The organism is Arthrobacter sp. TE12231 (assembly GCF_054062895.1).
In genome coordinates, this window is sequence record NZ_JBSSFS010000001.1 from 4442765 (window position 1) to 4456542 (window position 13778).

A 13778-nucleotide genomic window follows, 5' to 3' on the forward strand; every position below is an offset into this window, starting at 1 on the left:
AGGGAACGCGCCGCAGGGTGCGCGCCGCCCGCTACGCCGGACGGCCGGTGGGATCTTCCGCCGTCGGGTCTGCCAGGGCCAGGCCTCCCACGGGGCTCTCGTCCCAGTGGATGAGCCGCCATCCGGCGTCGGGATCGCCCTCCAGAGCCACAATGCCGGTGTTGGCAACTACGTGGCGGACAGCGAATTCAGGTTCCACGTTGACGGCCCGCACGCCCGCCCAGACCCTGATGGCGGCGCCATGGCTCACCACGGCCACAGCGCCGGACCCGGCAGTTGACCCGGCCGCGGCCGCAATCCGGGCAATCGAGTCGTCGAAGCGTTCAAAGAAGTCGTGGCCGCTGGGCCCGGCCGGCATCCTCCGGCCCAGGTCGCCCTCGGTCCACGCAGCGACCGTACTGAAGTAGCGCATGTGGGACTCGCGGTCGGTGAGTTTCTCCAGTGAGCCTGCTTCGATTTCCCGCAGGCCCGCCAGGACCTCGATGTCGAGGCTGCGCATGGCGGCCAGCGGTTGTGCCGTGATCTGGGTGCGGATCAGGGTGGACGCGTAAAGCAGCCCGATCTCCTCATTCGCCAGCGACCTCGCCAGGGCAGCGGCCTGCCGCTCGCCGAGCTCCGTCAGTCCGGGGCCGGGGTGGGCGGTGTCCAGCTGCCCAAGCACGTTCCCGGGCGTCTGGCCGTGGCGGATGAGCAGGAGCCTCACTTGAGGTGGTCCACCAGCTTGTCCGCGATGCCCGTGTAGCGGCCGGGGGTCAGCGCAAGCAGCCGGGCTTCGGCGTCGGCGGACAGGCCCAGGCCCTGGACGAATTCCTGCATCCGGGCGGCGTCCACGCGGTGTCCGCGGGTCAGGTCCTTGAGCCGCTCGTACGGGTTCTCCATGCCCTCGACGCCGGCGATCGCCTCGGCACGCATGACCATCTGGATGGCCTCGCCCAGGACCTCCCAGTTGGTGTCCAGGTCCGCGGCCAGGACGTCCTCGGCCACCTTGAGCCGGTCCAGGCCCTTGGCGACGTTGGAGATGGCGAGCAGCGAGTGGCCGAACGCCACGCCGATGTTGCGCTGCGAGGACGAATCGGTGAGGTCGCGCTGCCAGCGCGAGGTGACCAGGGTGGAACCCAGCACGTCCAGCAGCCCCGAGGAGATCTCGAGGTTGGCCTCGGCGTTTTCGAACCGGATCGGGTTCACCTTGTGCGGCATGGTCGAGGAGCCGGTGGCGCCCGCGACCGGGATCTGCACGAAGTAGCCGATCGAGATGTAGCTCCAGATGTCGGTGCAGACGTTGTGCAGGATGCGGTTGAACCGCGCGACGTCGGCATAGAGTTCGGCCTGCCAGTCGTGGCTTTCGATCTGGGTGGTCAGCGGGTTCCAGGTCAGGCCGAGGCCTTCAACGAAGCTCTTGGCAACGTGCTCCCAGTCGGCGCCAGGGACGGAGGCGACATGGGCGGCGTAGGTGCCGGTGGCGCCGTTGATCTTGCCGAGGTATTCGGTCCGGGCAATCCGGTCCAGCTGGCGGTTGAGGCGGTGCGCAATGACGGCCAGTTCCTTGCCCAGCGTGGTGGGGGTGGCCGGCTGGCCGTGCGTGCGGGAGAGCATCGGCACCGCGCGGTTGTCCTCGGCCATGGCACTGATCTGGGCAACCAGGGCGCGGGCCGCGGGCAGCCAGACGTCCTCCACGGCTCCCTTGACGCCGAGGGCGTAGGAGAGGTTGTTGATGTCCTCCGAGGTGCAGCCGAAGTGCACCATGGCGGTCAGGTGATCGATCCCGATGCCGGGCAGGCGGCGGCCGATGTAGTACTCCACAGCCTTGACGTCGTGCACCGTGACCGCCTCGATCTCGGCCAGTTCGGTGACTGACGCGGCGTCGAACTCCGTGACAATCGCGCGCAGCTGCTCCTGCTGGGCCGCCGTGAGCGGGCCAGCGCCGGGCAGGACGCTGTTGCTGGTCAGGTGGATCAGCCATTCGACCTCCACAGCCACGCGGTCGCGGTTCAGTGCTGCTTCGGAGAGGTAGTCCACCAGGGGGGCGACGGCGGACTGGTAGCGGCCGTCCAGCGGGCCGAGCGCGATCTGGTGGTCGGACGCGGCGAGGGCCAGGCGTCCGGACGGCGTGCGGGTATCAGCTGTGGCGGCAGTTTCAGGCATGTTCCGATTCTTTCACGAAGTGACGCCGGGCCTTAAGCGCCCCCGTCCTTATGACATCACCGTGTGACAATGCCGGTTCGCATCGCGCGGCGGTCCGCGCCGATGTCCACATAGCCGGACTGTCCACATAGCCCGACGCCGCTCTTCAGCGGGTGCCGGCCGCCCGCTAGCGTCACTTCCATGACCAGCATGATGCGCCCCGGTTCGGCGGGCAGTGCGGCTATTTTCGGCGTGACGGCCGCCGACGCCGTTGAGTGCGCATCGCGCAGTTACGAAGTCCAGCAGCTCGCGGCGCGCGTGGCGCGGTGCGCCGATGAGGCCGACGCCGTGCTGGCCGCACTGGGCCGCCTTGAACTGCAGACCTGGCAGTCGCCGGCCGGGCGAGCCTACCGGCTGACCCTGTCCCTGCAGGCTGCAGCCCTGCGCCGCAGCCGGGACGCCTTGCTGGACGCTGTGGCCGTGGTGCGCCGGCACGCCCAGAACGTGACGCTGTCCTCGGGCCGGCTAGGTTCCTGATGGCCGAAGCAACACCGGCAGACTCTGGCGGGACACCCCGGGTTTCCGCGCCGCCGTCGGACGGCAGCCTGCGCATCCGCGGCGGAATCGGAGGGCTCAGCTTCCAGTTCGAGGAGCTCCTTGCCGGCGCAGCGGCACTGGACGCGCTGGTCCGGCAACTGCAGTCGGTTGAACTGGAGGCTGACACCGTGAAGCACGCACTCTTCCCCTATCAGTCCGACTCCTACACCAGCGGCAGCAACGCCATCATCGCGGTGGGAGAAGCTGGTCGGGATGTCGGCCGTGTCCGGTCGCAGCTGCAGCGGATCGGCGACGACGTCCGTGCCAGCCACCGGGAGTACGAGTTTGCGGAGGCACGGAATGCCCTGTTCCTGCGGCTGGGATTCCACGGCGCCGAGTACGGTGCGGCCCCGGAGCCTTTCGCCCTCCCCGGCGTGCGCGGCGTCGTAGAGGACTGGGTCGCCACGGCGCCGCGGAATCTCGCCGCGCTGCTGGGCCTGCCCGCACCTCTGGCCGCCGTTCTCGGAGCCCTCAGCGGACCCGCCGACGTCCGCAGCCTGGTCCGGGATGTCTCGGAGGCGCCCGGGCTCGAGTTCCTCAAGCCCCGGCCCGTCAGCATCGTGGGGCGGGAGACGTATTCCGCGGCCGTCGACCTCTCCCCGGCCGGATTGCTGCGGAGAGCCGGAACGGTGGGCCAGCAGGGCGGGCAGATCGAAGTCATCGAGGTCGACGGCGGCGCCCGGCCGGCGTGGGTGGTCATCATCCCCGGAACCCAGCTGGACGGCCCGCCGGAAGGGGCCAATCCCTTTGACCCCGCCGGAGTGGCCGAGGCCCTGGGCTACGACTCGGCCTCCACGGGTGCGGCCATCCGGGAGGCGCTCCGGCAGGCCGGAGCCGCGGCCGGCGACCAGCTCGTCGCGGTCGGCTACAGCCAGGGCGGGATTCATGCGATGAATCTCAGCAGGGACCGCGCCGTCCTGGCCGACTACGATCTCAAGTTCGTGCTCACGGCGGGCTCGCCGGTGGGTGGTATCACCCCGGAGCCGGGGATCCGCAGCCTCCACCTCGAACACGCGCAGGACTGGGTGCCGGGGGCGGACGGCCTGGCCAACCCGGATACCAGGGACCGGGTGACCGTGACGCTCACCAACCCGCTGGAGATGCCGCCGCTGAAGGACTTCGGCTTAGGTCCCGGGCACCGGCTGGAAAACTACGCCGACGGAGCCGAACTCATCTCGGCGAGCCGGGACAACACGCTGCGGGATTCGACGGCGGCGCTGGCCGCTGTCGTGGGAACCGGCGGGGCGGCGACGGTGACCCGCTTCTCGCTCCGGCGTGAAGCACGCCCGACATCGCGGGGAGTGCCCATGGCTCCGGGGCCAGCTCCGGAGCAGCGGACCGGGCCGGGCGCGGCTAGCGATCGAGGGCCGGCAGGAAGCTCGCCACGAGGGACACGCCGCTGATGATGAGGGCGGCGAACACCGCAGTCCACCAGAAGCTGTCAATGGTGAAGTGCACGGTGGTGTAGCTGCTGATCCAGGAGGTCAGGTAGAGCATTCCCGCGTTGATGACCACCGTAAACAGGCCCAGGGTGAGGATGGTGATCGGAAGCGACAAGAGGCTGACGATTGGCTTGACGAAGGCATTGACCAGGCCGAAGATCAGGCCGATGAACAGGTAGCCCAGGACGATGCTGAAAATGTTGTTATTCGCGGTGGAAATATCCAGTCCGGTGAGGATCCAGCACGCGATTGCCAGGGCCAGCCCGTTGATGATGACTCGTGCGATGAATGAGCTCATGGCCCCCATGCTGTCATACGCCCCCGGGCGGCGGCAGGGACCATATCCCCCTATTGATCCCCCTATTGCGGCAGAGACCCGAAGTAGGCTAGTGAGCATGACTTCATCAGAGAACACGGCCGGGGGCATCAGGCCCCGTCCGGTGGTAGACCTCCTTCCCCGCTACGCGGCCGGAAAACCGCCCGTCCCCGTAGAGGGCCTGGTCAGCTACAAGCTTTCCTCCAACGAAAACCCGCTGCCCCCGATCCCTGCAGTGCAGCAGGCCATCGCGGCGCAGACCGACTTCAACCGCTATCCCGATCCGCTCAGCAGCAAGCTGCGCGCATCGCTCGCCGGCTTCCTGGACGTTCCCGCCGAGGACATCGTCACGGGCGCCGGCAGCCTGGGCGCCCTGAACCAGTTGCTGACCACCTTCGCCGGCCAAAACGACGACGGCAAGGCCGACGAAGTCATCTATGCCTGGCGCTCGTTCGAGGCATACCCGATCTGCGTCGGACTGGCCGGCGCCGAGAGCGTACGGATCCCCCTGACCGCGGACGGGCGGCACGACCTCGACGCCATGGCGGCCGCGGTCACCGCGCGGACCCGGATGATCCTGCTGTGCACGCCCAACAACCCGACCGGACCCATCCTGACCACTGAGGAAACGGAGCGCTTCATCAAGGCCGTGCCCTCGGACGTCGTGGTGGTCATCGACGAGGCCTACCAGGAATTCGTGCGCGCCGCCGACGCCGTGGACGGCATTGCCATGTACCGCAAATACCCCAACGTCGTCGTCCTGCGGACGTTCTCGAAGGCTCACGGACTCGCCGGGCTCCGCGTGGGCTACAGCGTCTCCCGTCCCGAACTGACGCAGCACCTGCGGGTTGCCGCCACACCCTTCGCGGTGTCCCAGATTGCGGAAATCGCCGCCGTCACGTCGCTCGAGCACTTCGCCGACGTTGTAGAAAGGGTACAAAGCCTGGTTGATGAGCGGGATCGGGTCACCGCCGGACTGCGCGATCTCGGGTGGTTCGTTCCGGAGGCGCAGGGCAACTTTGTGTGGCTCAACCTGGGCGCAAACAGCGCGGAATTCGCCGCCCTGGCAGCGGAACGTGCGCTTTCCGTGCGGGCCTTCGGCGACGAGGGGGTGCGGGTCAGCATCGGAGAAACGGAAGCCAACACCCGGTTCCTTGAGCTCTGTGCAATCTATACAAAACCACCACGGCGTTCCTAGTGCTTAACATGACGCGTTGTGGCCGCCCCGTGCGGATAAAGTAAGGACGAGTAAGCCAAAATATATGCCAAATTCGGAATGTATTCCCAGTTCGGCATATATCCCAGCGATTGCGGCGCATTCGGATGCGGCAAGCAAGGAGACGGTATGGGCGCCACACATCTGCCCTCTACCGAGTTCGACGGAACCGATATCGATGACCAGCTCGAGGCGGAAGCCGAGGCCCAACTGGGCGCGCCGGCCGAGCCGATGGTGCAGCTGCTAGGCCCGGACGGCACCCTGGGCTCGGACCCGGTTTTCTCAAAGTACGCCGAGAAGCTCGATCCCGAGACCCTGCGCGGCTTCTACGCCGACATGTCGAAGATCCGGCGCTTCGATGTGGAAGCCACCGCTCTGCAGCGGCAGGGCCAGCTGGCCCTGTGGGTCCCGCTCACCGGGCAGGAAGCAGCCCAGATCGGCTCCGGCCGGGCCAGCCAGCCGCAGGACTACATCTTCCCGACCTACCGCGAACACGGTGTGGCCCTGACACGCAATGTGGACCTGGCCGAGCTGCTGCGACAGTTCCGCGGCGTCTCCAACGGCGGCTGGAATCCCAAGGACACGAACTTCCACCTCTACACGCTGGTCCTGGCCGCCCAGACGCCGCACGCCGTCGGCTATGCCATGGGCATCCAGCGGGACCAGAGGCTGGCGGCCGCCAACGCCGTCGGGGAAGCGGGACAGCCCGCGGAGCCCAAGGCCGCCGTCATGGTGTACTTCGGCGACGGCGCCAGTTCAGAGGGCGACGTTCATGAATCCATGGTGTTCGCCTCGTCCTACCAGGCCCCCGTGGTCTTCTTCTGCCAGAACAACCACTGGGCGATCTCCGTGCCGAGCTCCGTGCAGACCCGCGTCCCGCTGGCCAACCGCGCCAAGGGCTACGGCTTCCCGGGCATCCGGGTGGACGGCAATGACGTCATTGCCGTCCACGCCGTCACGGAGTGGGCGCTGGAGCAGGCCCGCGAAGGCAACGGACCCGTGCTGATCGAGGCGTTCACCTACAGGGTGGGGGCGCACACCACCGCCGATGACCCCACCAAGTACCGCGGATCCGCCGAAGAAGGCCTCTGGCGGGCCAAGGATCCGCTGGAGCGGCTGGAGAAGTACCTCCGGGCCGAGGGCCTCGCGGACGATGCCTTCTTCGAACAGGTCAGGGCCGACGGCGACGAACTCGCCGCCTACGTCCGCAAGACCACCCACGACCTGGAAACACCGGACATCCGGACTGCCTTCGCCAATACGTATGTGGAGGCCCACCCGCTGGTGGCCGAAGAGCTGGCCTGGTTCGAGGAGTACAGCGCAGGGTTCGCCGACGAGGAACCTGCAAACGCTGACCAGACAGACAAGGCGGCCCGCTGATGACCACCATGACCATTGCGAAGGCCATCAATGAAGGCCTGCGGGCGACGCTGACCAACAACCCCCGCTCGCTGCTGATGGGCGAGGACATCGGGGCCCTCGGCGGCGTCTACCGGGTCACCGACGGACTGATCGGCGAATTCGGCGGCGACCGTGTGGTCGATACGCCGCTGGCCGAATCCGGCATTATCGGCACCGCGATCGGCCTGTCCCTGCGCGGTTACCAGCCCGTGTGCGAGATTCAGTTCGACGGTTTCGTGTTCCCGGGCTTCAACCAGATCACCACCCAGCTGGCCAAGATGCACTCGCGCAGCAACGGCAACCTGACCGTTCCGGTCGTGGTCCGGATCCCGTACGGCGGCGGCATCGGCTCGATCGAGCACCACTCCGAATCGCCGGAGGCGCTGTTCGCCCACACGGCCGGCCTGCGCATCATCACGCCGTCCAATCCGCACGATGCCTACTGGATGATCCAGCAGGCCGTCGAATGCCAGGATCCCGTGATCGTTTTCGAGCCGAAACGCCGGTATTGGCTCAAGGGTGAGGTGGACACCGAGAACCCCGGCGCGTCCGCAGACCCCTTCAAGGCGCACGTGCTGCGGGAGGGGAGCGACGCCACGGTCGTCGTCTACGGCCCGCTGGTGCCCGTGGCCCTCGCGGCGGCCGAAGCCGCGGCTGAGGACGGCCACAGCGTCGAAGTGATCGACCTCCGTTCCATCTCTCCGATCGACTTTGACACCGTCACGGCCTCGGTCCAGAAAACCGGCCGGCTGATCGTGGCCCACGAGGCCCCCACCTTCGGCGGCATCGGCGGCGAAATCGCGGCCCGGATCAGCGAGCGTGCCTTCCACTCGCTTGAAGCCCCCGTGATCCGGGTCGGCGGTTTCCACATGCCTTATCCCGTCGCCAAGGTCGAAGAAGACTACCTGCCGGACATCGACCGCATCCTTGAGGCGCTGGACCGCGCCCTCGCGTACTAAGGAGGACCCATGACGCTTAACAAGTTCAACCTCCCGGACGTCGGCGAAGGGCTGACCGAGGCCGAAATCGTCGACTGGAAGGTCAAAGCCGGCGACACCGTGGCCATCAACGACGTCCTGTGCGAGATCGAGACGGCCAAGTCCCTCGTGGAACTGCCCTCACCGTTCGCGGGGACCGTCACCGAACTGCTGGTTCCCGAGGGTGTCACGGTGGAGGTCGGCACGCCGATCATCAGCGTGAGTGACGACGCGGCGGCCCCGCCAGCTGCTGCACCGTCGCCTGCTGACCAGACACCTGTTGCCCAGGCACCCGCCGTTGCCGCGCCGATGTACGGAAAGCTGACGGCCGACACCTCCGACGACGGCGAGACGTCCGGACGCCCGGCCGGCGGCCCGCTGGTCGGTTCCGGTCCCAAGGCCGACGCCGTCAAGCGCCGGCGGCGGATTTCGGCCCCGGCGGCTGCTCCGGCCACAGGCCGCGAAACACCGGCGGCCTCGGCAGCCACCGGTACTTCCGCCACGGTGGCGGAGCGGGTGGGCGTAGAGACCCACGACATCTGGATCAACCCGGACACCGTCGGCCGAACGGCTGACGAAGCCGCTGGCCCCGCCGGCGCCATCGACCCGCGTCCCACGTTCAGCGGTGCCATCAGCGGCCTGGTCGGCAAGGTGCTGGCCAAGCCGCCCGTCCGCAAGATCGCCCGGGATCTCGGGATCAACCTGGCCGACGTCGTGCCCACCGGCGCCCGCGGTGAAGTGACCCGTGAGGACCTGGTGAGCTACCAGGCCCAACGTGACGCCGAGGTGGACAAGGCGGACTCGTTCTGGGGCAAGTCCGGCCGTCCGCAGGACCAGCGGATCGAGCGGATCCCGGTCAAGGGCGTCCGCAAGGCCACCGCAAAGGCCATGGTTGAATCAGCCTTTGCGGCGCCTCATGTCAGCATCTTTGTCGACGTCGACGCCAGCCGCACCATGGAATTCGTGAAGCGGCTGAAGGCCTCCCGTGATTTCGAAGGCATCAAGGTCTCCCCGCTGCTGATCCTCGCCAAGGCGGTCATTTGGGCCGCGGCGCGGAACCCGAGCGTCAACGCCACCTGGGTGGACAACCCCGACGGCAGCGACTCCGCGGAGATCCACGTCAAGCACTTCATGAACCTCGGCATCGCGGCGGCCACCCCCCGAGGACTGATGGTGCCGAACATCAAGAACGCCCAGGATCTTTCGCTCAAGCAGCTGGCCCTGGCCCTGAACGAGCTCGCCACCACGGCACGGGCGGGCAAGACCCAGCCCGCCCAGATGCAGGGCGGCACGCTCACCGTGACCAACATCGGCGCCCTCGGGATCGATACCGGCACGCCGATCATCAACCCGGGCGAGGTTGCGATCGTGGCATTCGGCACCATCAAGCAGAAGCCCTGGGTCCTGGACGGGGAAGTCATTCCGCGGTGGATCACCACCCTCGGCGGCTCCTTCGACCACCGCGTGGTGGACGGGGACCTTTCGGCCCGTTTCATGGCCGACGTCGCCGCCATACTGGAAGAACCGGCACTCCTCCTGGACTAGCCCCCGGAACGGCCGCCGGACCAGGGCCAACAGAACACGGAACCCCGCCGCTGAATGCTTCAGCGGCGGGGTTCCGTCAGTGTCAGGCCTCTGCGCCCGGATGCCTCAGTTTCCCGAGTATGCCGTCAGGACCTGAGCCAGGGCAGGATCGCCGCTGATGCCGGCGAGGGCGGACGCGGCGGCAAACATCAGTCCGGCGAGTCCCAGGCTGCACGCGCTGGCGCCGGCGAGGAACTTCCAGTCCTCGCGGAGCACGCTCCGCACGGTGTCCGGCATGCGCAGTCCCGGGGCAATCAGGTTGGGGGCGCTGTCCGTTGATCCGTCGTCCAGAAAGGCGACAACGCGGCCTGCGCCGCGGTCCACCCGCATGGTGCTGATGTGGTTGCCGTGGCGGGCCAGCAGGATGTCGTGGCCAACCAGCTGGCGGCGCTGAAGAGTGATCATGGGGTCCCCTTGGTAGGTGGATTCTCGGATGTCCGCACCATCGCAGGGCACTTCCCATTTTACCGAGCCGGGCTCTTCCGGACGGGGCGCAGGGCGGTGAGGCTGCCCACGGGAGGGGGTGATCCTCATCAACTCCAATCACGGCCAAGTCCGGTCCCGGTCAAGTCCGTGCCGTCCTGTCCGCCGGGTGCACCGCGGCACTAGAGTGACACCAGCCGCCGCCAGCCCGGCGGACGCGGATCAAAGGAGATGTTGCGTGTTTTCAAGCCCGTACCCCGACGTCGATGTTCCCAACCTCGGTATCTACGACTACCTCTTCGGCGACCTGGCCGAAGAAGACCTGGACCGGGTCGCCGTCGTCGACGGCGCCAGCGGTGCGGAAACCACCTACCGTACGCTCCGCGGCCAGATCGATGCCCTCGCCGGCGCCGTTGCCGCGCAAGGACTCGGCGTCCACGGCGTGGCAGCCATCCTGTGTCCGAACATCCCCGCGTTTGCCACTGTTTTCCACGGCCTGCTGCGGGCGGGCGCCACGGTCACCACGATCAACTCGCTGTACACGGCGGAGGACATCGCCAACCAGCTCACCGACGCCGGTGCGGGCTGGCTTTTCACCGTCTCGGCGCTGTTGCCGGCTGCCCGGGAGGCCGCCGAAAGGACCGGGATCCCTGCCGAGCGGCTCGTGGTGATCGACGGCGCCGACGGCCACCCCTCCCTTGCTGACCTCCTCGGCGCCGGGGCGCCTGCGCCCCAAGTTTCGTTTGATCCGGCCACCCATGTGGCCGTGCTGCCGTACTCCTCCGGCACCACGGGCCGGCCCAAGGGCGTCATGCTCAGCCACCGGAATCTGGTCGCCAATGTGGAACAGTCCCGGGGAATGCTCGACGTCGGCCCAGAGGACCGCGTCCTGGCGCTGCTCCCGTTCTTCCATATCTACGGACTCACGGTGCTGCTGAACATCGCCCTGCGCCAGCGGGCCCGGCTCGTGACCATGCCCCGGTTCGATCTGCCCGAGTTCCTGCGGATCATCCAGGACCACTGGTGCACCTACCTGTTCATCGCCCCGCCGGTGGCCGTGGCGCTGTCCAAGCACCCGCTGGTTGCCGAGTACGACCTCAGTTCGGTCCACACCACCCTCTCCGGCGCGGCGCCCCTGGACGGGGAGCTCGGTACCCGACTCGCGCAGCGCCTGGGATGCCGCGTGCTGCAGGGCTACGGCATGACCGAGATGAGCCCGGTGTCGCACCTCATTCCGCGCGATGGTGTTGATGTTCCCGTCAGTTCGGTCGGGTACACGGTGCCCAACATGCAGTGCCGCCTCGTGGATCCGGCCACGGGGGAGGAGATTCCGGTTCCCGCGGAAGGAACTAGCGCGCCGGGGCACCTGCTGTGCCGCGGACCGAATGTCATGCTCGGTTACCTCAACCGGCCGGAGGAAACCGCGGACACCCTGGACGCGGACGGCTTCCTGCACACCGGGGACATCGCGACGGTGCGGGCGGACGGCGTCGTGACGATTGTGGACCGGCTCAAGGAACTCATCAAGTACAAGGGCTACCAGATCGCTCCGGCGGAGCTGGAGGCGCTGCTCCTGACCCACCCCGGGATTGCCGACTCCGCGGTGATCGGAGCCCTCGACGCCGACGGCCAGGAAGTTCCCATGGCGTTTGTGGTGCGCCAGCCCGGACCGGACGGCGCCGCCCTGGATGAAGACGCCGTCATGGCGTTCGTGGCGGCCAAGGTGGCGCCGTTCAAGAAGGTGCGGCGCGTGGAGTTCATCGAGGCCGTGCCGAAGTCGTCGTCAGGAAAAATCCTGCGCCGGATGCTCAAGACCACGGCTCCGGCTGCGGGGGCAGCAAAGCAGTAGGGCCTAGCCGACGTCGGTCTTGGCGATGTAGACGTCGCAGGGGGCGTTGTGGGCCACGCTGTTCGCAACGCTCCCCAGCACCCGGCCGATTCCGCTCATGCGCCGGTTGCCGACCACAATCATCCGGGCGCCGGTCCGTTCGGCTTCGTTGATGAGGGCCTCCGCGGGTTTGCCCCGGGCGGCGGCGTAGGAGACGTTGGTGCCGGGGCGGCGCAGGCCGTCCGCGACCGTGCGGGCGACCTTCTCCGCGTTGCCGGCGTCGGAAATGATCCACGTGTCGCCGCCGCTGCTGATGACCTCGGTCCTGTCGCTGTCGAAGGCGCTGACCACGTGAAGGGTCGCCCCCATCGACGCCGCGAGGTCACGCGCGGTCTGGGCCGCTCGCAGTGCAGTCTCACTGTCGTCGACGCCGACAACGATAATTCCGGTCATGGCTTCAGCCCCTCTACAGCTTCGCGCAGGACCGGCGCGAGGCGCCGCACGCCCTCACGGATGGACTCGGGCGGCACAGCGCTGAACGCCAGCCGGATCTTGTTGGACGGGTCGTCCGAATGCGTAAATGCCGCTCCCGGGATGAACACGACGCCGGCGTCGATCGCCTTCCTCAGCAACGGGTAGGTATCCACGCCGTCGGGCAGCGTGACCCACACGAAAAAGCCGCCGTCGGGGCGCGTCCAGCTCAGCCCGTCCGGCATGAATTCTGCCAGGGCGGCAAGCATTGCCTCGCAGCGTTCCTGGTACAGCCCCCGGTAGGTCTCGATCTGGCCGCGCCAGTCGTAATCGCGCAGATAGGCCGAGACCAGCATCTGGTTGAACGTCGGGCGGGCAAAGAGTGACGGCCTCCGAAGCCAGGTAATAGCGGCGCTGCAGGTGGGCAGGCACGAGGGCCCACCCGATCCGCAGGCCGGGGGCAAAGATCTTCGAGAAAGACCCCATGTAGATGACGTCGTCAGGATTGGCTGCCCGCAACGGGATCAGCGGCTTGCCGTCGAAGCGGAGCAGACCGTAGGGATTGTCTTCCAGCACCAAGATATTCGCGCGGCGGCATATATCGACCACTGATTGCCGGCGTTCCGGGGAAAGCGTGATGCCGGAAGGGTTGTTGAAGCTGGGAATGGTGTAGAGGAACTTGACGTTTTTCCCCGCGGTCTGGAGGGCGGCGATCTTCGCCTCCAGCAGGTCAGGTACGATGCCGTCCCCGTCCATCGGCACGGTTTCGACCTCCACCTGGTAGGCCTCGAAGGTGTTGAGGGCGCCCACATACGTGGGGTCCTCCACAAGGACAACGTCGCCCGGGTTGCAGAAGACCTTGGTGGCTACATCCTGCGCGGACTGGGAACCCGCGGTAATGACGATGTTCGCAGGATCGGCATCGAGGATCCCTTCGGCTGCCATGACCTCGCAGATCTGGGTGCGGAGTTCCTCGGTGCCCTGGCCGCCGCCGTACTGCAGGGCGGTCATGCCCTGCTCGGCGATGATCTTCGCGGCCGTCTGGCCAAGGCGCTCCAGCGGCAGGGACTGCAGGTACGGGCTTCCCCCGGCCAGGGAAACGAGGCCCGGGCGCATCGAGATGTCGAAAACATCCCGCACGGCCGACTGTTTGATATTTGCTGCGCGCTCCGAGAACAGGATCTCGTGGCGGTGGGCGGACGTAGCCGCACGTTCGATTGCGTCAATGGCCTCGGCCGGAAGTACTGCTGCGGCGGCATCAAGTGTTTCGTGGGTCACAGTCCCAAGGATACTACCCTTGTTGTCTATGGGGAAACGATTGTTTTCAATCCGGCCTATGCCGGGTGCCATGCGACGGCATCTGCCGGCTGACCGTAAAGTCCAAGGCCCCCGGCAGCCGCGG

12 protein-coding genes and 1 pseudogene are annotated in these 13778 nt (G+C 67.4%); 7 read left to right on the forward strand and 6 right to left on the reverse strand.

What is annotated here, in order from left to right:
* Positions 1–31: 31 nt before the first annotated feature.
* Positions 32–703 (reverse strand): histidine phosphatase family protein, encoded by a 672-nt coding sequence (locus ACVWYS_RS19905; RefSeq protein WP_456507944.1) that lies wholly within the window; start codon positions 701–703, stop codon positions 32–34.
* Positions 700–2142 (reverse strand): adenylosuccinate lyase, encoded by a 1443-nt coding sequence (gene purB, locus ACVWYS_RS19910; protein ID WP_344364776.1) that lies wholly within the window; start codon positions 2140–2142, stop codon positions 700–702. The genes ACVWYS_RS19905 and purB overlap by 4 nt, the downstream gene beginning before the upstream one ends.
* 180 nt (positions 2143–2322) lie before the next feature.
* On the opposite strand from purB, the gene ACVWYS_RS19915 reads away from it, so the two are divergent.
* The gene (locus ACVWYS_RS19915; RefSeq protein WP_456507945.1) at positions 2323–2658 is read left to right on the forward strand and encodes a hypothetical protein; all 336 of its coding nucleotides are present in this window, start codon (positions 2323–2325) and stop codon (positions 2656–2658) included.
* Entirely contained in the window at positions 2658–4121 is a 1464-nt protein-coding gene (locus ACVWYS_RS19920; RefSeq protein WP_456507946.1) for a hypothetical protein, read from the forward strand. Before ACVWYS_RS19915 ends, ACVWYS_RS19920 begins: the two co-directional genes overlap by 1 nt.
* Here the strand turns inward: ACVWYS_RS19920 and ACVWYS_RS19925 are convergent.
* The gene (locus ACVWYS_RS19925) at positions 4072–4458 is read right to left on the reverse strand and encodes a phage holin family protein (RefSeq protein WP_116766790.1); all 387 of its coding nucleotides are present in this window, start codon (positions 4456–4458) and stop codon (positions 4072–4074) included. The two genes, ACVWYS_RS19920 and ACVWYS_RS19925, sit on opposite strands and share 50 nt — an antisense overlap.
* A gap of 97 nt (positions 4459–4555) precedes the next feature.
* On the opposite strand from ACVWYS_RS19925, the gene ACVWYS_RS19930 reads away from it, so the two are divergent.
* From ACVWYS_RS19930 to ACVWYS_RS19945, 4 genes are all read left to right on the forward strand, one after another.
* Positions 4556–5674 carry a histidinol-phosphate transaminase gene (locus ACVWYS_RS19930; RefSeq protein WP_456507947.1) on the forward strand — a complete coding sequence of 373 codons (1119 nt, stop codon included), beginning with the start codon at positions 4556–4558 and terminating at the stop codon, positions 5672–5674.
* Positions 5675–5821: 147 nt separating this feature from the next.
* The gene (gene pdhA, locus ACVWYS_RS19935; protein WP_344364763.1) at positions 5822–7072 is read left to right on the forward strand and encodes a pyruvate dehydrogenase (acetyl-transferring) E1 component subunit alpha; all 1251 of its coding nucleotides are present in this window, start codon (positions 5822–5824) and stop codon (positions 7070–7072) included.
* On the forward strand, positions 7072–8052 hold the full coding sequence (locus tag ACVWYS_RS19940) for an alpha-ketoacid dehydrogenase subunit beta (RefSeq protein WP_456507948.1): 981 nt from the start codon (positions 7072–7074) through the stop codon (positions 8050–8052). Before pdhA ends, ACVWYS_RS19940 begins: the two co-directional genes overlap by 1 nt.
* 9 nt (positions 8053–8061) lie before the next feature.
* On the forward strand, positions 8062–9615 hold the full coding sequence (locus tag ACVWYS_RS19945; RefSeq protein ID WP_456507949.1) for a dihydrolipoamide acetyltransferase family protein: 1554 nt from the start codon (positions 8062–8064) through the stop codon (positions 9613–9615).
* A 105-nt stretch (positions 9616–9720) separates the two neighbouring features.
* Here the strand turns inward: ACVWYS_RS19945 and ACVWYS_RS19950 are convergent, their stop codons facing one another.
* The gene (locus tag ACVWYS_RS19950; RefSeq protein ID WP_456507950.1) at positions 9721–10059 is read right to left on the reverse strand and encodes a hypothetical protein; all 339 of its coding nucleotides are present in this window, start codon (positions 10057–10059) and stop codon (positions 9721–9723) included.
* A gap of 256 nt (positions 10060–10315) precedes the next feature.
* On the opposite strand from ACVWYS_RS19950, the gene ACVWYS_RS19955 reads away from it, so the two are divergent.
* Positions 10316–11926 carry an AMP-binding protein gene (locus ACVWYS_RS19955; protein ID WP_456507951.1) on the forward strand — a complete coding sequence of 537 codons (1611 nt, stop codon included), beginning with the start codon at positions 10316–10318 and terminating at the stop codon, positions 11924–11926.
* A gap of 3 nt (positions 11927–11929) precedes the next feature.
* Here ACVWYS_RS19955 and ACVWYS_RS19960 read toward each other — a convergent pair whose 3' ends face one another.
* Complete coding sequence (locus tag ACVWYS_RS19960) at positions 11930–12358, reverse strand: universal stress protein (RefSeq protein ID WP_456507952.1); 429 nt, start codon at positions 12356–12358, stop codon at positions 11930–11932.
* Positions 12355–13654 (reverse strand): annotated as a pseudogene (locus ACVWYS_RS19965) (aminotransferase-like domain-containing protein). The gene ACVWYS_RS19960 and the pseudogene ACVWYS_RS19965 overlap by 4 nt, the downstream one beginning before the upstream one ends.
* Positions 13655–13778: the final 124 nt, after the last annotated feature.